This is a genomic window from Arthrobacter sp. MYb23 (assembly GCF_002979775.1).
Taxonomy (GTDB): domain Bacteria; phylum Actinomycetota; class Actinomycetes; order Actinomycetales; family Micrococcaceae; genus Arthrobacter.
Genome location: NZ_PCPR01000006.1, coordinates 86,531 through 112,560 on the forward strand (window position 1 = coordinate 86,531; position 26,030 = coordinate 112,560).

Annotated in this window: 20 protein-coding genes and 1 riboswitch; of the genes, 11 read left to right on the forward strand and 9 right to left on the reverse strand. The window is 63.1% G+C overall.

Annotated features, from left to right (window positions below; all coding sequences use genetic code 11):
* Positions 1–60: 60 nt before the first annotated feature.
* The 6 genes from CQ020_RS09135 to sucD all read left to right on the forward strand — a co-directional run bounded on the left by CQ020_RS09135 (position 61) and on the right by sucD (position 7,973).
* Positions 61–738 carry a response regulator gene (locus CQ020_RS09135; protein ID WP_181151822.1) on the forward strand — a complete coding sequence of 226 codons (678 nt, stop codon included), beginning with the start codon at positions 61–63 and terminating at the stop codon, positions 736–738.
* A 53-nt stretch (positions 739–791) separates the two neighbouring features.
* Positions 792–3,338 carry a DNA helicase PcrA gene (gene pcrA, locus CQ020_RS09140; RefSeq protein ID WP_105691560.1) on the forward strand — a complete coding sequence of 849 codons (2,547 nt, stop codon included), beginning with the start codon at positions 792–794 and terminating at the stop codon, positions 3,336–3,338.
* A gap of 145 nt (positions 3,339–3,483) precedes the next feature.
* On the forward strand, positions 3,484–4,926 hold the full coding sequence (locus CQ020_RS09145; protein WP_146116642.1) for a putative Ig domain-containing protein: 1,443 nt from the start codon (positions 3,484–3,486) through the stop codon (positions 4,924–4,926).
* 8 nt (positions 4,927–4,934) lie between these two features.
* Positions 4,935–5,624 carry a hypothetical protein gene (locus tag CQ020_RS09150; protein ID WP_105691562.1) on the forward strand — a complete coding sequence of 230 codons (690 nt, stop codon included), beginning with the start codon at positions 4,935–4,937 and terminating at the stop codon, positions 5,622–5,624.
* Between the two features lie 264 nt (positions 5,625–5,888).
* Positions 5,889–7,058, forward strand: a complete 1,170-nt coding sequence (gene sucC / locus CQ020_RS09155) for an ADP-forming succinate--CoA ligase subunit beta (RefSeq protein WP_105691563.1) — start codon at positions 5,889–5,891, stop codon at positions 7,056–7,058.
* A gap of 12 nt (positions 7,059–7,070) precedes the next feature.
* The gene (gene sucD, locus CQ020_RS09160) at positions 7,071–7,973 is read left to right on the forward strand and encodes a succinate--CoA ligase subunit alpha (protein ID WP_105691564.1); all 903 of its coding nucleotides are present in this window, start codon (positions 7,071–7,073) and stop codon (positions 7,971–7,973) included.
* Between the two features lie 153 nt (positions 7,974–8,126).
* Here the strand turns inward: sucD and CQ020_RS09165 are convergent, their stop codons facing one another.
* Complete coding sequence (locus CQ020_RS09165; protein WP_258141793.1) at positions 8,127–11,060, reverse strand: chitobiase/beta-hexosaminidase C-terminal domain-containing protein; 2,934 nt, start codon at positions 11,058–11,060, stop codon at positions 8,127–8,129.
* Between the two features lie 127 nt (positions 11,061–11,187).
* Positions 11,188–11,979, reverse strand: a complete 792-nt coding sequence (locus CQ020_RS09170) for a gamma-glutamyl-gamma-aminobutyrate hydrolase family protein (protein WP_105691565.1) — start codon at positions 11,977–11,979, stop codon at positions 11,188–11,190.
* A gap of 75 nt (positions 11,980–12,054) precedes the next feature.
* On the opposite strand from CQ020_RS09170, the gene CQ020_RS09175 reads away from it, so the two are divergent.
* Positions 12,055–13,188: an LOG family protein gene (locus CQ020_RS09175; RefSeq protein WP_181151823.1), complete on the forward strand. Its 1,134-nt coding sequence runs from the start codon at positions 12,055–12,057 to the stop codon at positions 13,186–13,188.
* A gap of 4 nt (positions 13,189–13,192) precedes the next feature.
* Here CQ020_RS09175 and CQ020_RS09180 read toward each other — a convergent pair whose 3' ends face one another.
* The 3 genes from CQ020_RS09180 to CQ020_RS09190 form a co-directional block, all read right to left on the reverse strand.
* On the reverse strand, positions 13,193–14,128 hold the full coding sequence (locus CQ020_RS09180; protein ID WP_258141794.1) for a matrixin family metalloprotease: 936 nt from the start codon (positions 14,126–14,128) through the stop codon (positions 13,193–13,195).
* 119 nt (positions 14,129–14,247) lie between these two features.
* Entirely contained in the window at positions 14,248–15,141 is an 894-nt protein-coding gene (locus tag CQ020_RS09185; protein ID WP_181151824.1) for a matrixin family metalloprotease, read from the reverse strand.
* A gap of 102 nt (positions 15,142–15,243) precedes the next feature.
* Positions 15,244–16,410 (reverse strand): VIT1/CCC1 transporter family protein, encoded by a 1,167-nt coding sequence (locus tag CQ020_RS09190; protein ID WP_105691567.1) that lies wholly within the window; start codon positions 16,408–16,410, stop codon positions 15,244–15,246.
* 266 nt (positions 16,411–16,676) lie between these two features.
* On the opposite strand from CQ020_RS09190, the gene CQ020_RS09195 reads away from it, so the two are divergent.
* The gene (locus CQ020_RS09195; protein ID WP_105691568.1) at positions 16,677–16,868 is read left to right on the forward strand and encodes a hypothetical protein; all 192 of its coding nucleotides are present in this window, start codon (positions 16,677–16,679) and stop codon (positions 16,866–16,868) included.
* On the opposite strand, the gene CQ020_RS09200 is transcribed toward CQ020_RS09195, so the two are convergent.
* Together CQ020_RS09200 and CQ020_RS09205 are read right to left on the reverse strand one after the other, a co-directional pair.
* Complete coding sequence (locus CQ020_RS09200; protein ID WP_105691569.1) at positions 16,865–17,191, reverse strand: hypothetical protein; 327 nt, start codon at positions 17,189–17,191, stop codon at positions 16,865–16,867. The two genes, CQ020_RS09195 and CQ020_RS09200, sit on opposite strands and share 4 nt — an antisense overlap.
* 16 nt (positions 17,192–17,207) lie before the next feature.
* Positions 17,208–17,327: riboswitch (SAM riboswitch) on the reverse strand.
* A gap of 178 nt (positions 17,328–17,505) precedes the next feature.
* Positions 17,506–19,041, reverse strand: a complete 1,536-nt coding sequence (locus CQ020_RS09205; protein WP_181151825.1) for a sodium:solute symporter — start codon at positions 19,039–19,041, stop codon at positions 17,506–17,508.
* Between the two features lie 266 nt (positions 19,042–19,307).
* On the opposite strand from CQ020_RS09205, the gene CQ020_RS09210 reads away from it, so the two are divergent.
* Positions 19,308–19,883 (forward strand): helix-turn-helix domain-containing protein, encoded by a 576-nt coding sequence (locus tag CQ020_RS09210; RefSeq protein ID WP_024819844.1) that lies wholly within the window; start codon positions 19,308–19,310, stop codon positions 19,881–19,883.
* Between the two features lie 30 nt (positions 19,884–19,913).
* Here CQ020_RS09210 and CQ020_RS09215 read toward each other — a convergent pair whose 3' ends face one another.
* Positions 19,914–20,819: a DUF559 domain-containing protein gene (locus tag CQ020_RS09215; protein WP_105691571.1), complete on the reverse strand. Its 906-nt coding sequence runs from the start codon at positions 20,817–20,819 to the stop codon at positions 19,914–19,916.
* 203 nt (positions 20,820–21,022) lie between these two features.
* Positions 21,023–22,996, reverse strand: coding sequence for an APC family permease (locus tag CQ020_RS09220; protein ID WP_105691572.1), 1,974 nt, complete (start codon positions 22,994–22,996; stop codon positions 21,023–21,025).
* A gap of 228 nt (positions 22,997–23,224) precedes the next feature.
* Between CQ020_RS09220 and speB the strand changes: the two genes are divergently transcribed.
* Both speB and CQ020_RS09230 read left to right on the forward strand, forming a co-directional pair.
* On the forward strand, positions 23,225–24,286 hold the full coding sequence (gene speB, locus CQ020_RS09225) for an agmatinase (protein ID WP_105691573.1): 1,062 nt from the start codon (positions 23,225–23,227) through the stop codon (positions 24,284–24,286).
* Positions 24,283–25,983: a thiamine pyrophosphate-binding protein gene (locus CQ020_RS09230; protein WP_105691574.1), complete on the forward strand. Its 1,701-nt coding sequence runs from the start codon at positions 24,283–24,285 to the stop codon at positions 25,981–25,983. The genes speB and CQ020_RS09230 overlap by 4 nt, the downstream gene beginning before the upstream one ends.
* The last annotated feature ends 47 nt before the right edge of the window (positions 25,984–26,030 follow it).

Sequence of the window (26,030 nt, forward strand, 5' to 3'; positions counted from 1 at the left end):
AAACAGGCCACCTCATATGATGACTACTTTAGGCAAGATCATATGTTGGGGAGGCCGGAAATGTTGCGATACCCGGTGTCGAGGCCCACCGTCGAAGTTGACATCGTGGAAGACCATGCTGTGTTGCGTGAAGGGCTGGCCGAATGGCTCCAGGCAAATGCACAGGAAATCAGCGTGGTGGGACGGTACGCGTCCTGGGCTGAAGCGGCCGCAAACCTGGGCGCGCTGTCCGACGTCGTGATCCTTGACGTCCTGCTGGGGGACCAGATTCCCTTGCGCGCCAAGATCCAGGCAATCTTGTCCTCCGGCCCACAGGTGGTGGTCTGCAGTTCCGTTGTTGACCCCGCAGTGATGCGGCAAGCGATCACGGCAGGAGCCTTGGCCTACATACCCAAGACGGCGGCAGCCGCGGTGGTGGAAACAGCGGTCCTGCAGGCTGCCCAGGGGCTGGCGTATGTTACGGCAGAAGTCGCCTCAGCCATGGAAGCGGGAAAGTCTGAGCCGCAATTGTCCGCCAGAGAGCATCAAGTGGTTGCGGTTTATCTGGGTGGCGTTGCCGGGACCATGGCAGAGACCGCTCGTGTCCTCGGGATTTCCATCGATGGCGTGAAGAAGCACCTGGCCTCCGTCCGGCGGAAGTTCCAGGAAGGCCAGGAGCCGCTGACGAGGCTGGCGTTGAGGGAACGGCTGGTCTCGGGCGGGTGGCTGCTGGAGGACCAGAGCCACCCGGAAAGCTGACCCGGGTACGGTGCCTTTGAGTGTCAGAGGCACCGCCTAGACTGGTAGGCACCATGGATATGTTGTTTGACCCCTACGCAGACGGACCCTTCAAAGCAGGCACCAAAGCCGCAGTCAAGGCTGCCCCGGAGCTTTCCCCTTCCGGTGGAGGCGCCTCCGGGCCCCGCCTTCAGGAGGGAGCCGGTGGGTCAGGAAACGCTTCCCGGCAGCCGTCCCAGGGAGGGTGGGACAACCAGGGAGCCCACGGCTTGCCCACCGCCGAGGCGCTCCTCCAAGGACTCAATCCGCAGCAGGAAGAGGCTGTGAAGCACTCCGGAAGCCCCCTGCTGATCGTTGCGGGCGCGGGGTCCGGCAAAACCCGCGTATTGAGTAACCGGATCGCCTACCTCATCGCCACCAAGCGGGCGCATCACGGTGAAATCCTGGCCATCACCTTCACCAACAAGGCAGCGGCCGAAATGCGGGAACGCATCGAAGCCTTGGTGGGACCCCGGGCCAAGGGCATGTGGATCTCCACGTTCCACTCATCCTGCGTGCGTATCCTGCGCCGGGAAGCGGCCAACGTGGGCCTGAATTCGAACTTCTCCATCTACGACTCCGCCGATTCCCTGCGCCTGATCACCCTGGTGGCCAAGAATCTGGACCTCGATCCCAAGAAGTTCGCGCCAAAGGCCATCCAGCACAAGATTTCCGCGCTCAAAAACGAACTCATTGATGCCGACTCCTATGTATCCTCGGCAAACCATAACGACCCCTTTGAACAAGCCGTGGCTGAGGTGTTCAAGGGCTACACCCAGCGTCTCCGGCAAGCCAACGCGATGGACTTCGATGACCTCATCGCCGAAACCGTGTACATGTTCCGGGCCTTCCCGGCGCTCGCGGAATCCTACCGCCGCCGCTTCCGGCACGTCTTGGTTGATGAGTACCAGGACACCAACCACGCCCAGTACGCACTGGTCAGGGAAATCGTGGGAGTGGGAACAGCTACGGAGGTGGCACCCAGCGAACTGACGGTGGTGGGCGATTCCGATCAGTCCATTTATGCCTTCCGCGGCGCGGACATCCGCAACATTGTGGAGTTCGAAGCCGACTACCCGAATGCCCGCACCATCAAACTCGAGCAGAATTACCGCTCCACGCAGAACATTCTCAGCGCCGCCAACTCGGTGATCTCCCGTAACCCGAACCGCCAGGAAAAGCGTTTGTGGACTGCGGAGGGGGACGGCGAGAAAATCGTTGGCTATGTGGGGGAGAACGAGCACGACGAAGCCCAGTTCATAGCCAAGGAAATCGATAGGCTGCAGGACGAGGACAATTTGCGTCCGGGCGATGTCGCCATCTTCTACCGCACCAACGCCCAGTCCCGTTCCATTGAAGACGTCCTGGTCCGGGTGGGCTTGCCGTACAAAGTGGTGGGCGGTACGCGCTTTTATGAGCGCAAGGAAATCAAGGATGCCCTGGCGTACCTTCGCGTCCTGGTGAATCCGGACGACGACGTCAACCTCCGCCGGGTGCTGAACGAACCCAAACGCGGGATTGGTGATCGCGCCGAGGGCGCAGTTGCCGCTTTGGCCGAGCGGGAGCGGACATCCTTCATGACCGCCGCCCGCCGTGCCGATCAAGCGCCGGGCATGGCCACGCGTTCGGTCAACGCTGTGCTGGGATTTGTGAAGCTGCTGGATGACCTCGCCGAGGTGGCGTCCGGCTCCGGTGCCGCTGCTGCCCTGGAGGCCGTCCTTGAACAGACTGGTTACCTGGCAGGCCTGCGCGCCAGCAACGACCCCCAGGACGAATCCCGCGTGGAGAACCTGGCCGAGTTGGTGGCCGTGGTCCGGGAATATGAGCGCGACAACCCGGACGGGTCCCTCGGCGAGTTCCTGGAGCAGGTCTCCCTGGTGGCCGATGCCGACCAGATCCCCGATGCCCCGGGTGCGGACATCGATGCCGCCGTGGCTGAGGCCAAGAGGATGGGCGTTGTCACGCTCATGACCCTGCACACGGCCAAGGGCCTTGAGTTCCCGGTGGTCTTCCTCACCGGCATGGAACACGGCATCTTCCCGCACCAGCGCTCGGCGACCGATCCCAAGGAGCTCGCGGAAGAACGCCGCCTGGCCTATGTGGGGCTCACCCGGGCGCGCAAACGCTTGTACGTCACACGCTCGGAAGTCCGCAGCATGTGGGGCCAGAGCCAGTACAACCCCGCCAGCCAGTTCCTGGAAGAGATCCCCTCCGAGCTGGTGGAGTGGAAGCGCGAAGGAATGAGCCGTCAGGCCGCAGGCGGCTGGGCGAGTGCGCCTATCGGGTCCAACCGTTACGGTGGTTCCTTCTGGGGTGCGGGCGCATCCCGCGGCGCTGCCGCCAGCCCCACCGCAGGGTTCGACGCCGACGTCCCTGCCGCCGTCGTACGCAACAGGGTCCAGCCGCAAAAGGAAGTCATTTCCGTGGTGGCGGGGGACAAAGTCAATCACACAAGCTTCGGTAACGGAGTGGTGTTGGGCATCGAAGGCTCGGGCGACAAAACGGTGGCGAAGGTGAAGTTCGACGTCGGCGAGAAGCGCCTGCTGTTGCGGTATGCGCCCCTGACCAAGTTGGATGCGTGATCTTCGCCGGCAGCTGGCCTCCGTACCTCTTGTCCTGATCTCCTTCCCGCCCTAGACTGACGGGGCGTTGCGCTGGGGCCGACGTCAATTCTCTGCCCCACCTTGCAATCCCAAAAAAGTTGCATTCCTGTGGGGGAGAACGCGCGTGGGCGCCATTATTGGGGAACGTGGATTATTCGGTAGCGCCTTGAGGATCATGCTGGCCGGTGCCCTTGCAGGTGCCTTGGCGCTTCAGTTCGCGCCGCCTGGGGTCGCGGATGCCGACGCGTCCCCGCCTCCCACTGAGCCTGCTGCTTCGGCGAGTCCGGCCCCGACGGAAGCTCCACCGACCACGGAACTCCCCGCCGTCGTGCCAACGCCGACTGCCACCGCGACGGAGCCGGAGGCCACGTCAGAACCCAAACCGGGGCCGTCAGAATCGACGCTGCCGACGGAAACGCCTCAGCCCGATGCCTTGGCTCAGGCTGCACAGCCCATCATGGTGGCACCTGGCAATCTGCGTGCTTTTTCCGGCAAGAGATTTGAAGAATCGTTGTCGATTACGGGCGGGACAGCACCGTACACAGCGTCAACCACAGATGTTCCCGAAGGATTGTCTTTCGATCCGGCAACTCTGACGTTCTCGGGCATTCCCACCAGTTCAGGGTCCTTGGTGACGGTAACGGTGACTGATTCCTCGCAACCCCAGCAGACGGTGGAGGCGTACGTCTATGTCGATGTTGCCACCTACTGGGAACCCTCGGTGTACCCGGCTTACGGTGAGTTGCCACCCGGCTACGCGGGCTTCCCTGACGGGGTGGTGGGAAGGCAATACGAGGTTCCACTCGGCTACACCGGGTCCGATCGTGAGAACATCACCGTCGGTGTGCTCTCCGGGCAACTCCCGCCCGGGCTGAGCTTGGCCCAAGAGAGGGTTCACAGCGTACCCACCTCTGCAGGCACCTACCATTTCACGCTAAGGGTCCAGGACCGGTACGGCTTCAGAGATCAGAGTTTCAGCATCATTGTTCACGAACTGGGCATGGAGACGGCAGGATATCCCGTGCCGCCCGCAGTGCTAGGTGAGCCGTACTCCGCAAGGATTGCCTCCGCCACAGGCGGCGTGGCTCCCTATGTCTTCGGCTATGCCACCCGACGGCACTTCGCCGGGGGCCTCAGTTCGAGCGACCCCGGGCCGGACGGGTTGTTCATGGACGCAAATGGGTATCTCACAGGCACGCCAACGCGGGCCGGTTCATTTTTGATACGTGTCTATGTCCGCGATGGGGATGCCCTGACCCAGGACATCTTCTGGACTACAGTGACCGTACTTGAAACTCGGCCGGACACGGAGCAGCCTATCGCGGTGAACCCGCCTGCAGACGTGGCACCTCCAGCACCTCCAGGAGCGGTGCTTCCCGCTGGGACCCTCGGGTCGTCGTCGGGCGCTGGACTCACCGACGTCGAACTGGCCGCCACCGGCGTGCAATCCGGAAGGCTCACTACCACCTTGTGGTCCATCGCGGGGCTCCTGACAGTGGGATTCCTGGTGGCCGCAGCGGGCCGCCGGCGGCACCGGGGCGGGCGGAGCAGCGCCCGACCGGCATAATTGGTGGCATGCGACGGACGATAATGGGGATTCTTGCCGCCTTACTGCTGCTGGTGGCCTCGGGGTGCTCGTTCGCCACCAAGGATCCGGACTACGTGCCGCCGGCTCCGCTTCCGCCGCTGGAACAGCTGCAGCAGGTTCCTGTCACCGAGCAGACCACCCTGTCTGCGGGCGAGGATGTCACAGCGTTCGTCACGGCAGATAAGAACATTGTGTGCGCCATGACATCCTCGAGGGGCGGGCACCTCAATCTGCCCTATGAGGCCAACTCCTACTCGGATGCAGCCAACAACAAGTTCGCGGTTGTTCCCGTGGTCCACTGCGAACTGGCCAAGTACGCCGCACCTGAACCTGACGATATCTCTGACGATTGCGCGGGAATCGGTCTTGGATACCTGGGCGGGACGGCGCTCCTGACTCCGGAGAAGGCAAGCTACGGCTCATGTCGTTCCGGCGTAACACAAATGGAGTCGGAGTTCGGGCCGAAGGGCAGCCGGGCAGGGCCGGTCTCCAAGCTGCGTGAGCTGGCCGAAGGGCAGAACATTGAGCGCAACGGTCTTCGGTGTTCGGCGTATAACGGCGGCGTCGCTTGCGGAAATATCTCCGGTGGCGTGGCATTCTTCGTGAGCCGCGAGGGATACCAGTTGATTTCCGACGGCGGCAAAACGGTCACGGGGAACCTGAAACAGGCGTCGTGATCGCCGTCGGACAGCCGGTGTAGAGCCCAAAAACCGCGTCATTCTGCGGGTTTTCTACAGCCGATAGAAGTGTAAGGTTACTCACTTAACAGGTAGTGTGTAGCTGGCGGGACTCCTCAAAGGGCTAAAGTTCCGAGAGGACCTTACGCAATGTGACCGGCTTCAATCCTGGTTGTTACCGCGTACTTTCCGCAGCTGGCTATCGCGGTCATCGCGGTTCCCGGCTGAACAGAAAACTACTTCGACGTAGAAGGACACTAAACCGTGGACCTGTTTGAATATCAGGCGCGCGATATGTTCGAGGCGCACGGTGTACCCGTGCTCGCTGGCATCGTGGCGCACACTCCTGAAGAAGCAAAGGCAGCTGCCGAGAAGATCGGCGGCGTAACTGTCGTCAAGGCACAGGTTAAGGTTGGTGGCCGCGGCAAGGCTGGCGGCGTCAAGGTTGCCAAGACTGCCGACGAGGCACTTGAGCACTCCACCAACATCCTGGGCATGGACATCAAGGGCCACACCGTCAACAAGGTGATGATCGCCCAGGGCGCTGACATCGCCGAGGAATTCTACTTCTCGGTCCTCCTGGACCGCGCCAACCGCAACTACCTGGCCATGTGCTCGGTTGAGGGCGGCATGGAAATCGAACAGCTTGCCGTAGAGCGTCCCGAGGCCCTGGCCAAGATCGCCATCGACCCCGCTGTGGGCATCGACCAGGCCAAGGCTGACGAGATCGTCGCAGCTGCAGGTTTTGCTGAAGAACTGCGCGGCAAAGTGGCCGACGTCATTCTGAAGCTCTGGGATGTCTTCAAGAAGGAAGACGCAACCCTGGTTGAGGTCAACCCGCTGGTCCGCACCGGCGCCGGCGAGATCGTTGCCCTCGACGGCAAGGTTTCCCTGGATGAGAACGCTGACTTCCGCCACGTGCACCACTCCACGTTGGAAGACAAGGATGCAGCTGACCCGTTGGAGGCCAAGGCCAAGGCCCAGGACCTCAACTACGTCAAGCTGGACGGCGAAGTTGGCATCATCGGCAACGGCGCCGGTCTTGTGATGTCCACCCTCGACGTCGTTGCTTACGCCGGCGAAAACCACGGCAACGTGAAGCCCGCCAACTTCCTGGACATCGGCGGTGGAGCTTCCGCTGAGGTCATGGCCAACGGCCTCGACGTCATCCTGGGCGACGCTCAGGTCAAGAGCGTGTTCGTGAACGTCTTCGGCGGCATCACCGCTTGTGACGCGGTCGCCAAGGGCATCGTCGGTGCACTGGCTGAGCTCGGTTCCTCCGCGAACAAGCCGCTGGTAGTTCGCCTCGACGGCAACAACGTTGAGGAAGGCCGCCGCATCCTGACCGAGGCCAACCACCCGCTGGTTACCCTGGCCGCCACCATGGACGAGGGCGCCGACAAGGCCGCCGAGCTCGCCAACGCAGCTAAGTAAAGGGACGCGACAATGTCTATCTACCTCAACAAAGACTCCAAAGTCATCGTTCAGGGCATCACCGGCGGCGAGGGCACCAAGCACACCGCCCTCATGCTCAAGGCCGGCACCAACATTGTTGGTGGCGTCAACGCCCGCAAAGCCGGCACCACGGTTCTGCACGGCGACAAGGAAATCAACGTCTTCGGCACCGTCAAGGAAGCCATCGCTGAAACCGGCGCAGACGTCTCCATCGTCTTCGTTCCGCCGGCATTCACCAAGGACGCCGTTGTTGAAGCAATCGAAGCCGGCATCGGCCTCGTTGTAGTCATCACCGAAGGCGTTCCGGTTCAAGACTCCGCCGAATTCTGGGCACTCGCCCAGTCCAAGGTGGACGCAGACGGCAAGCAGATCACCCGCATCATCGGACCGAACTGCCCCGGCATCATCACCCCGGGCGAAGCCCTGGTTGGCATCACCCCGGCGAACATCACGGGCAAGGGTCCCATCGGCCTCGTGTCCAAGTCCGGTACCTTGACCTACCAGATGATGTACGAGCTGCGCGACCTCGGTTTCTCCACCGCAATCGGCATCGGTGGCGACCCCGTCATCGGCACCACGCACATCGACGCCCTGGCTGCGTTCGAAGCTGACCCGGAGACCAAGGCAATCGTCATGATCGGTGAGATCGGTGGCGACGCTGAAGAGCGCGCAGCTGACTTCATCAAGGCCAACGTCACCAAGCCGGTTGTTGGCTACGTTGCCGGCTTCACGGCTCCCGAGGGCAAGACCATGGGCCACGCAGGCGCCATCGTGTCGGGCTCCGCGGGCACCGCCCAGGCCAAGAAGGAAGCTCTCGAAGCCGCAGGCGTGAAGGTCGGCAAGACGCCGTCCGAGACCGCCACGCTGCTGCGCGAAGTTTTCGCAACGCTCTAGGTTTATCGCCGAACGGCACAAGAAGTACGACGACGGCCCGCCGCCTTCCGCACGGAAGGTGACGGGCCGTCGTCGTTCTATAAGCGGACAAAGCTGACGCGGGCCGAAGAGTCTGGGGGAAAACTCCGACCCGCGCCAGGTCCATGGGGCCGGCTAGGCGATGATCTTCAACGCCTGCCACCCGGTGCCCAGGCTGATGGGCGGTACGGAGCTGAACGCTCCGCTGCCTGTGCCCGGGTACAGCCACAGAGTGTCTCCGATGCGGCCAATGACGTCGTTGCTGCCATCTCCGTTGAGGTCGCGCGGCCCGGCTATCGATGTTCGGTTATCCCAACCCGTGGAGATTTGCGTCCACTGGAGCCATCCGCGGGTTCCATTTCCGGGGTAGAGCCAGAGGGCGCCTGTGTCCGAGCGTCGCGCCAGCACGTCTCCCTTTCCATCTCCATTAAAGTCCCCCGTGCTGAAGATTGCATTCATAATGTTCCAGCCGGTTCCAATGGTGGTGGGTGTCCGCTGACCGCCGGTCCCGTTGCCTTCATACAGCCTCAGTTCGCCGTTGCTTCGCCGGCCGATGAAATCGGGGATGCCGTCGCCGCTGAAGTCGCCGGGGGAGAACAACTGGCTCATGGTGCTCCATCCGGTGCTGACCTGTACCCGGGCCCCGAAACTTCCGGCACCGTCGCCCGGGTAGAACCACAGGACGTCGCCGGCGCGGGCCAGGAGGTCAGGCTTGCCATCTTTGTTGAAGTCGCCGGGGGTGACGGTGTCCGTGATGGTGGACCACGCTGGTGCCGCCAGGGCGACCTGCCGCGGATCGAGTCCGCCCGAACTGTTGCCGGGGTAGAGGTACAGGTTGCCGGCGGTATCAGCGGCCAGCACGTCCGCACGGCCGTCACCGTTGAAGTCATGGGCCGACGGCGGTCCGGCTGCGGGCACCGTGTAGGTCTGGGTGCCCACGGCCGAGGCGTTACCTGCTGTGTCCACCCCGATGTACTTGAGTACCAACGTTGAGCTTCCCATGACGATCGGGTTCGCGGAGTTGTACTTGATGTTGGTAGCTGATTCGGTGGCCGTCGGTGTGCTGCCGTTGGTGGTGTAGTAGATGGCACCTGGCTCGTTGGCTGTCAGTGCGATGGTGGCACCGCTGGCCAGGGCCCTGCCGGTGGGATTGGCTGTGACGGTGGGGGCGGTGGTGTCCGGGGGTACCGTGTACGTTTGCGTTGCTACGTCGGACGTATTCCCGGCCGTATCCTTCGCGAAATACTTCAACGTCATGGAGCCCGGACCGTTGAACGGTATCGCCGTGCTGTAAAGAAGACCGGCCGTGAGTGGATCGGTGCCATCCGTTGTGTATCGGATTTCAGCGGGTTCATTGGCGGACAATGTGATGTTGGTTCCGGGTGCGTATGCTCCACTGAGTGGGTTGGCCGTCACTACTGGCTTGGTCACATCCGGACCCGTGGAATACGTCTGGGTGACGACGGCCGAGGAATTGTTGGCGCTGTCCACGGCGAAGTACTTCAGGGTCAGCGGTCCACTCAACGTCAGCGGGGTGGCGTACTTGCTGCTGGCCGTGGTGGGGGTGCTGCCATCGGTGGTGTAGTAGATCGTCGCCGTTTCGTTGGACGTGAGCGTCACAGTCTGACCGACTGCGTAGGTACCCCCTGGCGGGGCCGGGGTGACAACGGGTGCCACGTTATCCGTCCCGAGGTAGGTCTCAAACTCGGACAAGCCGGCATTAGTGGTTCCGGCGCTCACCGAGGTGATGGTGAAGCGGACCGAACTGACCGTCTTGGCGGGGAAGTTGATGGTGAGGCCGGACCCGTTGTTCGGGAGGGCGGGGACGGTGACGGTACTGCCATCGGAGAACAGCAGGTTGCCGCCGGTGACCTGGTCGGTGAGGAGAGGCCGGTCAGACAGGGTCACAGAACTGATGGTCTTCGTCGGGGAGTAGTTGTACTGAATCCAGCTTCCAGCTTTCTCACCCGCTGAGACCCACTCACGGGCAGCATCCATGGGAGCACCCCAGAAGTAGCCGTCGCGGGCTTTCTCCGGGCTCTGTGCCGCGGCCTTCTGCGACGACGCGGTGACCGTGGTTCCCGTGGACTTGGAGCCGTTGCCCGTCCACTCGATGGCTGTGATGTATTGCCGTTTGAGCCATTCATCGTAGGGGGAATCCGGGCAGCCTTCGCCCGGGCTGCTGCAGATGTACATGTCGAAGTCGGCGAACCGCACAAAGGTGTCTACCTTTGCCGTGAGTTCGGCGCCCGTCACGTTTTGCGGGTACTCATCGATGACGTAGGCATCGTAAGCCATGGAGGTATGGGGGCCCGTGTAGCTGCGGGTAGCGAGCTGCGCGAACTTGGCGGTGGCCCAGTGGTCACTGTGGTCGTAAGGGCTGTTGAAGTTTCCGGTCCAGTCCTGGGTTCGGAAAGTGGTGGGCTGGAAGTTGGCTACCAGCCGGTTCAAGGCCGTCTGAAACTGGGACTTGGTGAACGTGGCAGCATTGTCCACCGGCCTGATGGAGGAGAGCCGCCCATCCCAGAGCTTCAGGATGCTTTGGCCGTTATAGGCTGTGCTGCCGGCGCCGTTCGGGAAACCGTCCGGGAGCCGCATGAAAACTACGGAAATGTTCGGTGCTCCATTGAGCGTCTGGAGGGTCAGCGGACGGTTGGGCACACCGGCGTCCGAAGTGGTCCAGGAATCAGCGACACCTGCCATCTTGGAGTAACTGGCCCGGATTCCGGCCTCAAGCCCCTTCCAGTACGAGGCTCCTTCGCCGGCCTCACCAGCGGTGGTGAACACGGTTTGAACGCATCGCTTGGCCTGTATGTCCCTCATGAAATCCGGGCTGAGGAAGAGGAGGTCGTCATCCGTGTGGGCAACGATCTGCATCGCTCCGCCCGTGCCTGCGCACGGCGGAACAGCGGCCACTGCGGGTACTGCCGAAGAAATTACCAGCCCGCTTGCGGCCAGAACGCATCCAAGAAGTATGCCAAGGATGCGTTTGGAGAATGAAGGAGAGCTGGACAGGGGTGAGCGGGAATCACGAAGAGTATGACGACGAACGTATTTTGGACGGTCCACAACTGTGCTCCTTGAGCAGATGTTGGGCCCCCCAGCCGGCAAACTTACGACGCCCCCAAGACGTCATGTCGAATTGAGTTATTCACTGCTCCGAAAGAACAGCGGTGTAAAAGCAATGCAGTGAGCGCTACTGTACTCCCGCGGAAGGGCCATGGGTAGGGTTCCGGCAAACATCCACAAATTTCTTGAAGGGCAGCAAACGATCGGCGTCGGGCAACTGGGAGGCCTCCGGATGCCATTGGACCGAAACCACCCACCGCGAGGGATCTTCCAGGGCTTCCACGGTTCCGTCGTCCGCGATGGCCGTGACCAAGAGGCCTTCGCCCACCCGCGCCACGGCCTGATGGTGTCCGGAGGCGATCTTGATAGTGCCCGCATCAGGTGATCCATACAGCCCTCCTGCCTTGGAACCGGCTGTCAGTTGCACGTCGTGCCAGGCCCATTCGCCGGCCTCGGGATGGTGCGGATCCAAGCCGTTGTGATTCACTGCCGACGGCGCCATGTCCTGGATCAGTGTTCCTCCGTAGAGGACGTTCAGCAGTTGGTGGCCGCGGCAGACGCCCAACAGTGGCAGGCCGGCGTCAATGGTTGCCCGGGCAACGTCCATGTCCAGGTGGTCCTGCTCAGGGTTCACATCATAAAGGGACTCGTCAGGGTCCTGCCCATAGAGGCGCGGGTTGATGTCGCCGCCGCCCGGCAGCAACACGCCGTCGAGCGTTTGCATCTCGATGGCCAACCGTCCGGCGCTGTCTGCGGAAACCGGAGTCAGCAGCACCGGTTGCGCACCCGCGTCACGCAACAGGTCCACGATGTACGTAAAGAGCCGGTTGGCTTCACCCACACGGGAATCGGGCGTGTCAGAACTGCTCAGTCGTACCGGAACGCCGATGCGCGGACGAACAACTTCTGAACTCTTCATGCTTCATGATGCACCGTGCTGTTGCCGCGCACCCAAACACCGGCCGCGAGGCCGACGCACCACTACGCTGAAAACATGAATCGCTCCGGAGCTTTGAACCCGAGTCCGCGAACGCTCGACGTCGAAAGCGTGACCCACTTCCACCAGCTGGTCAGTGCTGGTGCCGGCTCCATGCACGGTTGGCACGCACAGTCCCTGGACCTGCGAGGCCACTCACGGGACCTCAAAGCCCTCAACCCCGAAGGAGCGATCTTCCTGGGCTGCACCTTCGACGACGGAGTGGAGGAAAGCCTCCGCCGGCGGGGAGCGCTCATCTTCCCCAAGCTTCACAATGTGCCGTTCAACCCCTACCGAAGCAGTGTCTACACTGCCGCTGAACTGTACCCGGACCTTTCCTCCACGGAATACGAATCCACCCTTGACGCCCGCGTCTATCAATGGAGTATCCTGCCCGGACAGCGTGGCAGCCTGGACGCCACACTCGCCGCGGCCCTCCACGATCATGCAATCGGTGACGCCCTGGACGAGTTACTGGAGCAGGGCGCACTCGCCGGCACCAAGCTGGTGGGAGTGATGGGCGGGCATGCAGCACAGCGGGGCACCAAAGAATTCGCCGACGCCGCACTGCTGGGACGGTTGCTGGCCCGGGCCGGCTTTACCGTCGCCACGGGCGGGGGCCCCGGCGCCATGGAAGCGGCCAACCTTGGTGCCTACCTCAGTGGCCTACCCGACGACGACGCTACCGCCGCCCTTGAGGCGCTCGCCGCAGTGCCGGGGTTCAGGCCCTCGGTGACGGCCTGGGCGCGGAAAGCAGCCGCCGTCGTCGAACGTTATCCGAACGGTACTCCGACGCTCGGTATTCCAACATGGTTCTACGGCCACGAACCGCCCAACCTGTTCGCCACCCACATCGCCAAGTACTTCGCCAACGCGGTGCGCGAAGCCATCCTGCTGGAGCTCTGCAACGGCGGGATCGTGTTCCTCCCGGGCGCGGCAGGAACAGTGCAGGAGATCTTCCAGGATGCCTGCGAGAACTACTACGGCGCCCCGGAGACCATCACGCCCATGGTGCTGGTGGGACGTGAACACTGGGAACGGACTTTTCCCGCCTGGCCCATGCTGCAGAGCCTCGCGGCTGGAAAGCCGATGGCAGAGAAGATCTTCCTGGTGGACACCGTGGAGGAGGCCCTCGCAGTGGTTGCCGGATAGGACCTTAGAAGTCCTTACTGCAAGGACCCGTACCCAGCTGAGCCAGGCCTGTGAGGTCGCCGGCAGCGTATCCGCGCACCCAGGAAGCTTGATCGAACATGAGCTGCCGGGGATCGTCCACATGGTCCAAGCCCAGGAGGTGCCCGAGCTCGTGCATGATCACGGCTACGCCGATTTCTTCTCCGCTGGGGGCGTTCACGATCTCAGCGAACTGTGGAGCATCCAAGGACACCGTCCCGGTGACGTAAGCCTTGTAGCCGTTGCTGAGGCCCACGGAGGAACTTCCGCCTAGGCCCACGGTCTGCCCGGTCAAGCGTGGTACCTGCTCGGGGGTGCTCCACGCAATGAGGACAGGGGCCCAGCGGTCTCCGTACCTTTCGGGTTGGTATCCGGACCTGGTGGGGGAGGGAACTTCGGAACTGGGGCCGTCGTAGATGAACCTCAATCCCGTGGCTGCTCCGGCCTGTTCCACGGCCTCTTCCACCAAGGGCTGCCAGGAGGCGGGCGCGAGGTCCGAGTTGACCACGTAATGGATGGGCCGGCACGGTGAGTAGGTCAGCGGGGTTCCGTCTTCCTTGAGGGCCAGGAATTTGTACGAGGAACTGGTGCGGTTCAATGGCGACGGCGTCCCGAGCGGCGCGTCCGCTTCCTCAAGCCCCGGGACAGGATCCTGGCGCTGGCCGAACGGAACCAGCCCGGGCCGGGGAGCCTGGCTTTGCGTGGAGGGAGAGCCATACACAAACTGGCGGAGTTCGCCGCTGAAGTAGGCTCCCGCGCACACCAGCGCGAGAACGCCGAAAAGGAACATGATGGCCACAACACTGCTGTGCTTGATGGGCGGCCTGACCTGGGGAGGCTCAGGCGGACGCTGGAAATGCGGGAGGTACTGAGGGCGAGGGGGATCGGGGTCCGGCCACTTGGGCGACCCGTAAGGTTCCATGGAACCCCCTGACGTGAAGGCTGCGACGGGAGGTGGGGCGCCGCCGTCGGCCGTACTGGCCAGCATAAGTCCCGTTCCGCCGGGAGTCCATGGCGGACTTGCCCAACAGCGGAGGGCGTCTAGATGTCCTTGCGGCAGGGCGCCGAGGCAAGAAGATGCAGGCCATTCAGGTCGCCCGCCGCGAGCCCGTCGGGAGCTCCGATTTCCGGGTACATCAGCTGGATTGGATCATCCACATGATCCAGACCCATCACGTGGCCCAGTTCGTGTTGCATGACTGCCAGGACATGATCGGCGCCGCCGGGACTGGCCAGCAGTTCCGTTACCTGCGGCGTATCCAACTGCAGGCTCCCGGTGATGTAACTCTTGGGACCCTTGTCCAGGGAGTACATGGTGCTGCCACCAGTACCAATGACGTTGTCCGCCAGCGCAGGTGCTTCCACGGGAGTGGTCCACGAGATCAGCAGGGGAGCCCACCGATCGCCGTATTTGGCAGGCTGATATGGCTCGCGCCGGTCTACGGGCAGCTCGTCCGTGGCGCCATCGTTGATGAACTGGATACCGGACGCTGCTGAAATATTTGCCAAAGCGGTGGCCAGCAGGGCATCGGAACCAGCGGGTGCGCTCGCATTGTTGACGACGTAATGAAGCGGACGGCAGGGCGAGTAACCTACCGGCGTTCCGTCGTCGTTGGTGGCGAGGAACTTATACGAATCATTGGTGGTGCCGGGCGCTGACGGGGAGGCCAGCGGGGCGTCCGCCTCCTCAAGCCCTGGCGGCGGCGCGTCCGGGGTGCGCGGCGTTTCGGCAACACCGGGCCCCTTCTGCGGGGCGCCCGGAACGCTCAGGCCCGGGAGAAGGGCGGTGATGCGAGGATCGCCCTGAAGGTACCAACCCACCAGAACGGCCACGACGGCGGCAATGCCGGCCATGAGGACGCCGCGGAAAACCTGCGCGACTGCTCCACTGCGTCGGTGTTTGGGCGCGCGCGTTGTTTCCCGCTCCGGGTCCACGGTTCTCCATTCCTGGTGCCCTGGTCACGCGGGGCAGCGCGGAGGACGAACCAACATTACGGTCTGCGGCCCGAGCCGTCCAAACTTATGAGCCGTCCAGACCTAGATGATGGTTGCGCCGAACACCAGGCCCAATCCGTAGGTGGCGGCCGCCGCTCCCAGGCCGATGGCCAGCTGCCGCAGCCCGCGGCTCAGCGGTGACGTTCCGGACAACAAGCCGACGACGGCGCCGGTGGCCAGGAGCGCCAGGCCCACCAGAACCCCCGCTACCATCAAGGCTGCAATGCCCGTCATGCCGAAGATGAAGGGCAGGATGGGCACGATGGCGCCCGAGGCGAAGAAACAGAAGCTGGACAGTGCAGCGCCCCACGCAGAGCCAACGGATTCGTGCTCATCCGCGGGCGGTTTTTCAGGCTGCAAGGACAGGCTCGGATCGCAGTCGCAGCTGAACAATCCCATGCGTTCGGCAGCGCGGTGCTCTGCGGCTTCGTGGGTCATGCCCCTGGCCAGGTACACCAGGACCAGCTCGTTGTGTTCGATGTCCAACGACGGCGCAGCAGTCAACGTTGCCTGCGTGGGCAACGTGGCGTTAAGGAGTTCCCGCTGGGAACGGACCGAAACGTATTCGCCCGCACCCATGGACAGTGCACCGGCCAAAAGGCCTGCCACACCACTCATCAGGACCACGGGGCTGGGCACGCCGGTTGCTGCCATGCCCATCACCAACGAAAGGTTGCTGACCAGGCCGTCATTGGCGCCAAACACGGCGGCCCGGAAAGTCCCGGAGAGCCTGTTGCGTCCACGAGTGGCCAGGCCCCGGACTACTTCTTCGTGGATTTGTTCATCGGCCACCATGGCAGGCGTTGCTGCAGGCTCGGTGCCATAGGGGGAACGGCCTTCGGCCCGCTGAGCCAACGCGAGCACAAACACGGAGCCGAAGTTGCGGGCAAGGAATCCCAGGAATTGGCTTCGGCTGGATGCTGCCTTGGGCATTCCGGCGTGCTCACCCAGGAGTTTGAGCCAGTGGGCCTCGTGCCGGCCTTCGGCTTCGGCCAAGGCGAGCAGAATTTGGCGCTCCTCACCGTCACGCCGCTGGGCAAGTTCGCGGTACACGGCGGCCTCGGCGCGCTCGTCAGCCAGGTATTGGCGCCAGCGGCGGATGTCCGCGTGCGACGGCGGCGCGGGTTGGGTACCAGCGTTTTCGGCGGCTGCTGATTCGGGGGTGGGGTCCGGAGCGGGGCTCGACGAACTCTGGAATTCCTGGTGCATCTGCACTTTGTCTCCTGTGCTGGGTGGGGTAGTTGCGGCCCCATTGCACGCACCACACTACCGCTTATCCGCGCGGATTTTTGGCTGGTATTCCTCAAACGGAATGTTCGGCGCACCGTAATTTCCGGCGCTCCTTGACCCTTGCTTGTGCCGGTGCTCAGATGGAAGGACAGGGGATTGGGGTCCTCCCGCCCCTGGATTCCTGCATTCGGGTCAACGGGCTGAACAGGCCCACCAGAACCGGCCCACGAGACGGAGGTTGCACCATGAACACCACCGAATCACACGCCAACCATCAGGAACGGACAACCATCGAGTCCGACCCCGCCTACGACTACGCCGAAGACCAGGAAGTGGACCAACCCTGGGTTGAGGAAGTGGACGCCCCCGAGGACGACGAACGCGTGGTCCCCATCGACGACACCGAAGAGTTCCGGGCGGAAGACGAGGAAAGCTAGGCTTGACCCCTCCGACTGAGGGTGAAAAGCCGTTGTTGGCCCCCGCGTTTCCCGACGGCGGCAACGGTCACCGTCAGCGTCCTTGATACTTCACACCAACGCGTTGGCCGGACCGCTTGGGCCAGCGCTTGGGCGATCAATTGCGGGTGGGGATGGCTGAAGCGCCCGGTCGGGGCCTTGGCGCCGTTCCCGGTCAGGATGGTCACCGTGCCCAGGAAGAGGTCGACGGCGGGAATCACCGTGACCGTGCGGCCTTCAGCCAGGTCCGCGGTGCTGGGTGCGGTGGTGGTTGGTGCTTGGGTCGTATCGCCTTCGTACGGCAAGGGACTGCTCCTTGGTGGAGTGCTCTTGCCCGCTCGGTTGTCTCTGGTCCGGGACGGGCCGCTTCCTCATCCGAACCACCCGTGAACATGGGGTTGGTGCGTGGCAAGTCGGAGCTTGGCGCCACATCTCTTGAAGCTGGCATAACCCTACCCCACGCTTCCCGCTGTGGGGCCCGTATGACGCCCCCTCCACCCCCTGGAGCGCGCAGAGTGGGGCGCCCAACGCACCTGCCGGGGCGGACGTTTCTCCCGGAAACAAAACAACGGCGGCGCTGCCCCGAAAAGGGGAGGCGCCGCCGTCGAGCTTTGTTCTTTTACTTGTGGCTGCTGATCGGGTGGGCCTCAGGAGGAAGCTCTTCCGAGACGGCACCCGCCACCCGCTTCTCCCAGGCCTCGCGAACCGCGGGATCGGTGGGCGGCGTAAGCAGCGAAATCACCACGTAGGCAACGAACGAGGCTGCCAGTCCGAAGTAGATCGGCTCGTTGGCGTAGACGCCGTCCGCGCTGGGGATCGCTCCCACTGCGAAGAGGATCAGCAGGGCGAGGGTCAGGACCGAACCGATGGCCATGGACCACGCCGCGGCGATTCCGGTTCCGCGCTTCCACACGAGGCCGCCGAGAATGGCTACCAGCAAGCCACCCACCAGGATGTCGTAGGCGATGGTCAGGGCAACCACCACGTCCTGCGCTGCCATGGAGATCAGCACGGCAACGATTCCGAGTCCCAGAACCCAGTAGCGGTTTGCTTTGACGTCGTGCTCGGGGTTTTCACTGTCATCAGTGTTGATGGTCTTGCCGAACCAGCTGGCCACGAACGGGACGACGTCGGCGCGGGCCACCGTTGCGGCCGCAATCAGGGCGCCGGATGCGGTGGACATCATCGCTGCAACGGCCGCGGCCATAACCAGGCCGCCGATGCCGACAGGCAGGATGTGGGTTGCCACTTCTGCGTAGACCACGTCCTTGCCGAGGTTGGCGACGTCGATGTCCGGCAGGGCAACGCGGGCGGCCAGGCCGATCAGGGCGCCGGCGATGCCGTACAGGATGCAGTAAACGCCGGCAGTTGCACCGCCCCAACGGGCAACGGTGGGGGTCTTGGCAGTGAAGACGCGCTGCCAGATGTCCTGGCCGATCAGCAGGCCCAGTGTGTAGACCACGAAGTACGTGATGATGGTCTGGATACCGATGCCGTCAATCTGGAAGAAGCTTGCGTCGAGGCGCTCGCGGATGCCGTCCATGCCGCCAGCTGCGTTCATGACGAACGGGAGCATCAGGAAGAAGATACCCACGGTCTTGATGATGAACTGGACCTGGTCGGCCAAGGTGATGGACCACATGCCGCCGATGGTTGAGTAGACCAGGACGATCGCGCCGCCAACAGCGATAGCCAGCCAACGCTCCCAGTCGAACAGCACCACAAAGATGGTGGCGTACGCGCCGGTGGAGGTGGCACACAGCATCAGTGTGTAGGCCAGCATGACGATGCCGGAGGTCTGTGTTGCCTTGCTGCCGTAGCGGAGGCTCAACATTTGGGAGACCGTGTAGATCTTCAGCCGCTGGATGGTCCCGGCGAAGAGGAGGCTGAGCAGCAGCACACCTGAGCCGATGGCCACCACAAGCCACATACCGGAGATGCCGAACTTGTAGCCGAGGCCGACGCCGCCCACGGTGGATGCGCCACCAAGGACCACTGCAGCCATGGTGCCGGTGTAAAGGAAGGGTCCCAGGCGGCGGCCGGCCACCAGGAAGTCGCTGTTGTTCTTGGTGCGGGACTTGCCCAACCAGCCGAATGCCAGCATGGCGAGCAGGTACACCACCACGATTGCGATGTTTATAGCCGAAGATTCCATGAACGGTCCTTGGAGCTGATGCACAGAGGTTGGGGTTTTCGACGATACTCCTGCGAAGCGACGAAGTCTCTGTGCTGATGATTGGAGATTGGGGACGTGTTGTGTGCCTCACAGACAACACTTGTTGCCTATGAGGATATGTTGTGATGGGAGTAACAGTCAAGATCCTTTGGTCATGCTTCCGCGTATTCTGGCGTTCTTGGCCTGTCACCCGGCTACTATTGCTCCAATGACAGGGCCACATGACAGGCCTGAAAGGTTCGTGAATGAAGGCTCTACCCGTTGAACCGAGCAATGTTCCAGTTGCCATCGGTTCCAGAATCCGCGCAGCCCGGCAAGCGCAGCGCCTCACCATTGAGCAAGTGGCCGACGCCACCGGACTGACCAAGGGCTTCCTCAGCCGTGTGGAGCGCGACCTGACATCGCCGTCGGTCGCTTCTTTGGTGACCCTGTGCCAAGTGCTGTCCGTGTCCGTGGGCGATTTGTTCGCGGCTCCGGAGACTCACCTGACCAAACGCGACGACGGACCCCGCATCTCCCTGGGTGGCCAGGGCATTGTGGAGCGCTTGTTGACTGCCCGCTCCGAGCGGCGCCTCCAGATCCTGCAGGCAACCATCGAACCTCGTGGCCGCGGTGAGAACGAGCTCTACGCAGTGGACTGCGACGTCGATGTCCTCCATGTGGTCAAGGGCCGGATCAAGCTCATCCTGACCAACGAGGAATACGACCTCGAAGAAGGGGACACCCTCTCCTTCCCGGGCCGTGAACCCCACACCTGGATCAACCCCACGGATGAAACCGTCGAGGTGCTGTGGGTGCTGGTGCCGGCGGCGAGCCGCTAGCTTTTTGTGCCTCGCTGCGCTCCCTCCCAGTTACTTCCCGTTCTGGAGCCGGGGGAGTGGGTTGAACCCTGGAAACCCGGGGCTCAGAGGTGCAAGGTTGCCCACCAACTGGGCAGGAGCGTCGCGACGCAGCGTGAGAACCGCCTGAATCTCCGCAATCACCCGCTCCGGCTCGAACCAAATCATCTCCGGCGGGTACCTCAGGACGGAATATCCGTGGACGGTAGAGGCGTTGTTTCGTGCCAAGTCGTTCCGCAGGGCCCTTCTGTTGGAGTGGAACGCGAAGCCGTCCACTTCAACAATGAGGAATTCTTCGAGAAGAAAGTCCACGCGCCCGATTCCAGGTATGGCTACCTGCGCCTCGAAGGCGATTCCATGGGTGCGGAGTAGGTGCTGCGCGTCGACTTCAACGATCGACTCTGCACGGAGATCGAGCTGGTGTAGCGCCGTCAGCACCGGTCTGGATCTGTCCCCGCGAAGCTGGTCCTTGAGCAATGCCAGCGGCACCCCGTGCAGGCGAATGGCCGATGTGGCCATGGCTGTTGACGACGGAGGCTCCAGACAACGCATCGCGTGAAGCACTGCGTCCTCCAGCGCCGCCACCGGCAGGGTGGGGTGGGGCTCGAACCGGGCCGTCCTGTGCCGGATAAACCCGCTGCCGTGCCCATGATCGCACGCCAGGTGATGTTGGCTTGGGGCGGTTCTTAGCCAAAGCCCGAAGTGTTTCGCAGCGCTTGCGCAGGATACAAGCGCGTTGTAACGGATGGCAGCGGCGAACTCCGGCTTGTGATTATTGAGCATGTAGACACCACGCCGCGGGCGGCTGGCTCCCCGGGATAACAAAGAAGCGACGTCTGATCGGGAGAAGCCTGCGCTGAGAAGTTGTCCGGTCCGGGCTACGCCGCCCAACTCTTGAAGAAATAGATAGATGTCCATGTGGCCAGTCCACTGACTCTGGGCAGCTGCAGGAACGGTCCATTTCCCTTATGTGGGTAAGTCAGCAACTGCGGTCCTCCCCAGTTGCTGACCCCTCCGTGAGCAGACGAGGCCCGCTGGCCCCGGAAATCCGGGGGCTGGCGATGCGCGGTGGTCACAAAGTGGGTCACAAACTGGGGAGGAGCGGGGAACGCGCGGGGCGCTTAGCCTACGTGCACCCACGGCCGGCGGGTGATGTCCGGTTCGGCTTCCCTGAGCACCTCGCGGGTTACGGGCGCGATCTCTCCCTCACCGAAGAACAGGAACTTGCTCAGGTTGGAGATCGGGTTGCCCTCGGTCCAGCGGAAGTAGATGTGGGGCATGAACCCCGTGACGTCCCGGATGTGGAGGAGTACTGCGGCCACGGTGTTGGGCACGTTGTTGCTGTGCACCTCCAGGATTTTGAACCCATGCCTGAGCTTGCCCACCACCTGGAGTTCCTGCTCGAAGTCCGAGCTATCGTCCACAATGACCTCGATGAAGACGGCATCGCAGTCAACGGGCAGGTGGCTGGCCTGCTGGGCGTGCTGAAGCTTCTCCCGGTATCGGCTGGCGCTGAGGTGTTTGGGTTCGTGGGCGATGATGCGAACGGGTCCCTCGGAAGCATTTGCGGCGAATTCGAGGGCTTTTTCGTCCATCTTGATGTGGGTGGCCCGGAGTTCGAACGCTCGCCGCATGCGGGAGATGAAACTGACAACCATGATGGCCAGGATGAAGAGGGCGGCAATCTTCAGGCCGTCGGGGCGTTCGATCGAGTTGACCACGGTGGTGTAGACAAACACGAGGGAGATCAGGCCGAAGCCAATGACCTGGGCGCGCTGTTTCCGGCGCCGCGCAGAGAGGGTCACCGCGATGGAGGCTGAGGTAATGAGGACCAGCACACCAGTGGCATAGGCGCCGCCCTGTGCGTTGACGTCGGCCTGGAAAATGATGGTCACAATGAAAGCGATGACCGTGAACACCAGGACCAGGGGGCGGAGCGCCCGGGCCCACGCCGGTGCCATGCCGTAGCGAGGCAGGTAGCGGGGGACGAGGTTCAGCAGGCCGGCCATGGCTGAGGCGCCGGCAAACCAGAGGATGGCGATGGTGCTGATGTCATAGATGGTTCCGAAGCCGTCGCCGAGGAACTTGTGCGCCAGGTAGGCGAGTGCACGGCCTTCGGCTTTGCCGCCGTCCTGGAATTCGGCGGCGGGGATCAGCATCACAGTGGTGAAGCTGGAGGTGATGAGGAACGAGCTCATGATGATGGCCGCGGTGGTGAGGAGCTTGTGGGCACCCTTGATCCGGCCTGTTGGTCTGGCATCGGTGTCGGTGGCGTGGCCCTTGATTTGGGGCATGACGGCGACGCCGGTTTCGAATCCGGAGAGTCCAAGTGCCAAGCGGGGGAAGACCAGGAGTGCCAGGGCGATCATCATGATGGGGTCGCCATGGGAGGTGGTGAGTGCGGTCCACCAGTCAGTAATGACGCCGGCTTCGGTGAAGAGATGGGTCATGGATACGGCGATCACCACAAGGTTCAACGCGAGGAATGCTGCCACCAGCACTACGGCCACGTTGATGGCTTCCTTGAATCCGCGCAGGAAGACGATGCCGAGTCCTGCGATCAAGGCGATGGTGATGACCACTTGCTGGCCTTCGAGGAAGTGCGGGGCGAAGGGGTTCTCGATGAGGTGGGCCGTGGCGTCGGCGGCGGAAAGCGTGATGGTGATCATGAAGTCCGTGGCTGCGAACCCGAGGAGAGCCAGGACGAACAGCTTGCCGCCCCATCGGGGCAGCAGGCGTTCCAGCATGGCGATGGATCCTTCGCCGCGCGGGCTTTCCTTGGCAACGCGGCGGTACACGGGGAGCGCGCCAGCCAAGGTTGCGAACACAAGAAGCAGCGTGGCCAGGGGCGACAACAATCCTGCAGCGAGTGCGGCAATGGCGGGCTGGTAGCCGAGGGTGGAGAAGTAGTCCAGCCCCGTGAGGCACATGACCTTCCACCAAGCTTGCGGTTTGTGTGAGTCCGTCGGTTTTCCGTGAGGTCCCTGGCGCTTGCCTGAGGTGTCCGGCATTCCTTCGAGCAGCCACGATTTGAGGTTGAAGGAGTGCTTTGGCCGGTCGGCCGGGTCGGCCGGAGGCCTCGTCAGGGTGGTCACGGTGTCCTTTCGCGCAGCACGGTGCTGCTTCCGTTAGGAGCGTATGGCCGCCGTTGATGCCGGGACCCCGGTTTTTATGGAATCTTTACGCCTGCTGTGACCGGCATCTCATGCCCGTTTCTGTAATCAGACTTGTAAACATGTGATGCATATTAGGAAACTTCGAGTGTATGATGGGTGTCACAGCTAGTGATTCAATCGCCCCATGATTACAAGGAGTGGCATATTTTGGAAGAGCTCCGTATTGAAGCCAACGGGAACCTCGGCCCCATCGATTCGTCCCGCATTCCGCGCTACGCCGGTGCCGCCACCTACGCCCGACTGCCTCGCCTGGATCAGGTGGCCAAGGCCGATGTCACGGTTGTCGGCGTCCCCTTCGACTCGGGCGTTTCCTACCGTCCCGGCGCGCGCTTCGGTGCCAACCATGTGCGCGAGGCCAGCCGACTGCTGCGCCCCTACAACCCCGCCTGGGATGTCAGCCCCTTTGAAAACATCCAGGTTGCCGACGCCGGCGACATGGCCGTAAACCCGTTCAACATCAACGAGGCAATCGAGACCATCCAGCAGAACGCCCTGGACCTCACGGCCAACGGCAGCAAGCTGGTCACGCTCGGCGGTGACCACACCATTGCCCTGCCCCTCCTTCGCGCAGCGGCAGAGCGAGCCGGCGAACCCATTGCCATGCTCCACTTCGATGCACACCTGGACACCTGGGACACCTACTTCGGCGCTGAGTACACCCATGGCACTCCGTTCCGTCGCGCTGTGGAAGAAGGGATCCTGGACACGGAAGCCATCAGCCACGTCGGTACCCGCGGTCCGCTGTACGGCAAGAAAGACCTCGACGACGACCACCGCTTCGGCTTCGGAATCGTCACCTCCGCCGACGTCTACTACCAGGGCGTCCTCGAAACCGTGGCTAAGATCCGCGACCGCATTGGCAACCGTCCGCTGTACATCTCCGTGGACATTGACGTCCTGGATCCGGCGCACGCACCGGGCACCGGCACCCCTGAAGCCGGCGGCATCAGCAGCCGCGAACTCCTCGAAATCATCCGTGGTTTCCGCGGTATGAACCTCGTTGGTGCGGACATCGTGGAAGTTGCCCCGGCCTACGACCACGCAGAGATCACCGGCGTCGCAGGCAGCCACGTAGCCTACGAGCTCGTGACCCTCATGGCGGACAACGCAGTGGAAGGTGACCGCCTCGGCGCCCCGAACGGTTACGCGCAGCAGGCACTCGGCGCCCGCATCGCGGAACTCGCCAAGGCAACAGGAGATCAGCGATGATCGACTTCGATCCCGGCACAGCAGCTCCCACCAAGGGGACCAACCAGCGCAACGGTGGGGACCTCGTCGTCGAGACCCTTGAAGCGCTGGGCGCAAAGACTGTCTTCGGTATCCCTGGGCAGCACGCGCTGGGTCTCTTCGATGCCATGGGCCGTGGCAACCTGCACTTCGTTTCCTCGCGCGTGGAGAACAACTCGGCGTTCGCAGCTGACGGCTACTCCCGCGCAACCGGAGAGGTGGGTGTGCTGTTCCTGTCCACCGGTCCCGGCGCGCTGACGTCCCTGGCCGGGTTGCAGGAGGCGTACGCCACGGGTGTGCCCATGGTGGTTGTGGCCAGCCAGATCCCGCTCGATGGCCTGGGTGCACGCCGCAAGGGCATGCTGCACCAGCTCGATGACCAGAAGGCTTCGGCCGCGAACGTCACCAAGAGCCAGCGCCTGATCCAGCACGCCTCGGGCATCCCGTCGGCCATCCAGGACGCCTGGACCGAAGCGATTTCCTCGCCGCAGGGTCCGGTCTGGATCGAAATCCCGCAGAACGTCCTCCTGGATCCCATCATGGTTCCTCCGGTGGAGGATGCGCTGGCCGAGGCATTCGATAACCCGCCGCGCGTCGAGCTGATCCGCGAGGCCGTGAAGTGGCTCTCGACGGCGGAACGTCCGGCGATCATCGCCGGTGGCGGTACGCGTCGTGGCCGGGCTGAGAAGTCGCTGCTCTCGATTGCCGAGCAGCTGCGCGCCCCGGTGATCTGCACTCCCGGCGGCAATGGTGCGTTCCCGTGGACCCACGAGCTGTCACTGCAGTCGTGGATCGAGGACCGGTACATGACCGATGTCCTCGAAGACGCCGACGTGCTGATCGTCATTGGCTCGTCCCTGGGTGAAGTGACGTCGAACTACTTCACGTTCGAACCCCGCGGCCGCATCATCCAGATCGACGCCGAACCCCGGGTCCTCGAATCCAACAGGCCGGGACTGGGCATCCGTGCCGACGCCGGCCAGGCACTCGCCGCGTTGGACGAAGCCCTCGCCGCAGCAGGTGCCGCGGACGCAACAAAGCGTGATTGGCACGGGACCAGCCCGGAAGATGTGGTCAAGGAATCCCTGGCCAAGGTCACCGCACGCCTGGAATCACAGGACCTGGCCAAGGAACTGAAGTTCATGGCAGACATCCGCGAGGCTGTCCCGGCTGATATGCAGACGTTCTGGGACATGACCATTTCCGCGTACTGGGGCTGGAGCTGCTGGGACGCCCGCCAGGGCCAGTTCCACTCCGCCCAGGGCGCCGGTGGCCTCGGCTACGGCTTCCCCGCAGCAATCGGCGGGGCCGTGGGCTTGGAAACCACCGGTAAGCCGAGCCGGGTGCTCGCAGTATCCGGTGATGGGTCCTCCATGTACTCGATCTCCGAGCTCGCCACCGCCAAGCAGCACAACGTCCCGGTCACCTGGCTGATCGTGGACGACGGCGGTTACGGCATCCTGCGTGAATACATGGTGGGCGCCTTCGGCCAAGCCACGGCCACCGAGCTGGCCCGCCCGGACTTCGTCAAACTGGCCGAGTCCTTCGGTGTCCCGGCCCGCCGGGTTGCCCCGGAGGAAGTGGGGGAGGCGCTCAAGGCGTCCTTCCAAGCGGACGGCCCCAACGTCGTCGTGGTTGAAACGCTGCTGAAGATGTTCGGCCCCGCTCACTTGGATTAGACAGACGCGACTAACCCCCCAGACAGCCAGCCCCCGCACGGTGATCC

Excerpts from the sequence above, each read along its gene's own strand:
- CQ020_RS09205 (WP_181151825.1), bottom strand. The coding sequence starts at position 19,041 with ATGGAATCTTCGGCTATAAACATCGCAATCGTGGTGGTGTACCTGCTC.
- pcrA (WP_105691560.1), top strand. The coding sequence starts at position 792 with ATGGATATGTTGTTTGACCCCTACGCAGACGGACCCTTCAAAGCAGGC.
- CQ020_RS09135 (WP_181151822.1), top strand. The coding sequence starts at position 61 with ATGTTGCGATACCCGGTGTCGAGGCCCACCGTCGAAGTTGACATCGTG.
- CQ020_RS09230 (WP_105691574.1), top strand. The coding sequence starts at position 24,283 with ATGATCGACTTCGATCCCGGCACAGCAGCTCCCACCAAGGGGACCAAC.
- CQ020_RS09150 (WP_105691562.1), top strand. The coding sequence starts at position 4,935 with ATGCGACGGACGATAATGGGGATTCTTGCCGCCTTACTGCTGCTGGTG.
- CQ020_RS09210 (WP_024819844.1), top strand. The coding sequence starts at position 19,308 with ATGAAGGCTCTACCCGTTGAACCGAGCAATGTTCCAGTTGCCATCGGT.
- sucD (WP_105691564.1), top strand. The coding sequence starts at position 7,071 with ATGTCTATCTACCTCAACAAAGACTCCAAAGTCATCGTTCAGGGCATC.
- CQ020_RS09170 (WP_105691565.1), bottom strand. The coding sequence starts at position 11,979 with ATGAAGAGTTCAGAAGTTGTTCGTCCGCGCATCGGCGTTCCGGTACGA.
- CQ020_RS09195 (WP_105691568.1), top strand. The coding sequence starts at position 16,677 with ATGAACACCACCGAATCACACGCCAACCATCAGGAACGGACAACCATC.
- CQ020_RS09180 (WP_258141794.1), bottom strand. The coding sequence starts at position 14,128 with ATGGAACCTTACGGGTCGCCCAAGTGGCCGGACCCCGATCCCCCTCGC.
- CQ020_RS09215 (WP_105691571.1), bottom strand. The coding sequence starts at position 20,819 with ATGGACATCTATCTATTTCTTCAAGAGTTGGGCGGCGTAGCCCGGACC.
- CQ020_RS09175 (WP_181151823.1), top strand. The coding sequence starts at position 12,055 with ATGAATCGCTCCGGAGCTTTGAACCCGAGTCCGCGAACGCTCGACGTC.
- CQ020_RS09190 (WP_105691567.1), bottom strand. The coding sequence starts at position 16,410 with ATGCACCAGGAATTCCAGAGTTCGTCGAGCCCCGCTCCGGACCCCACC.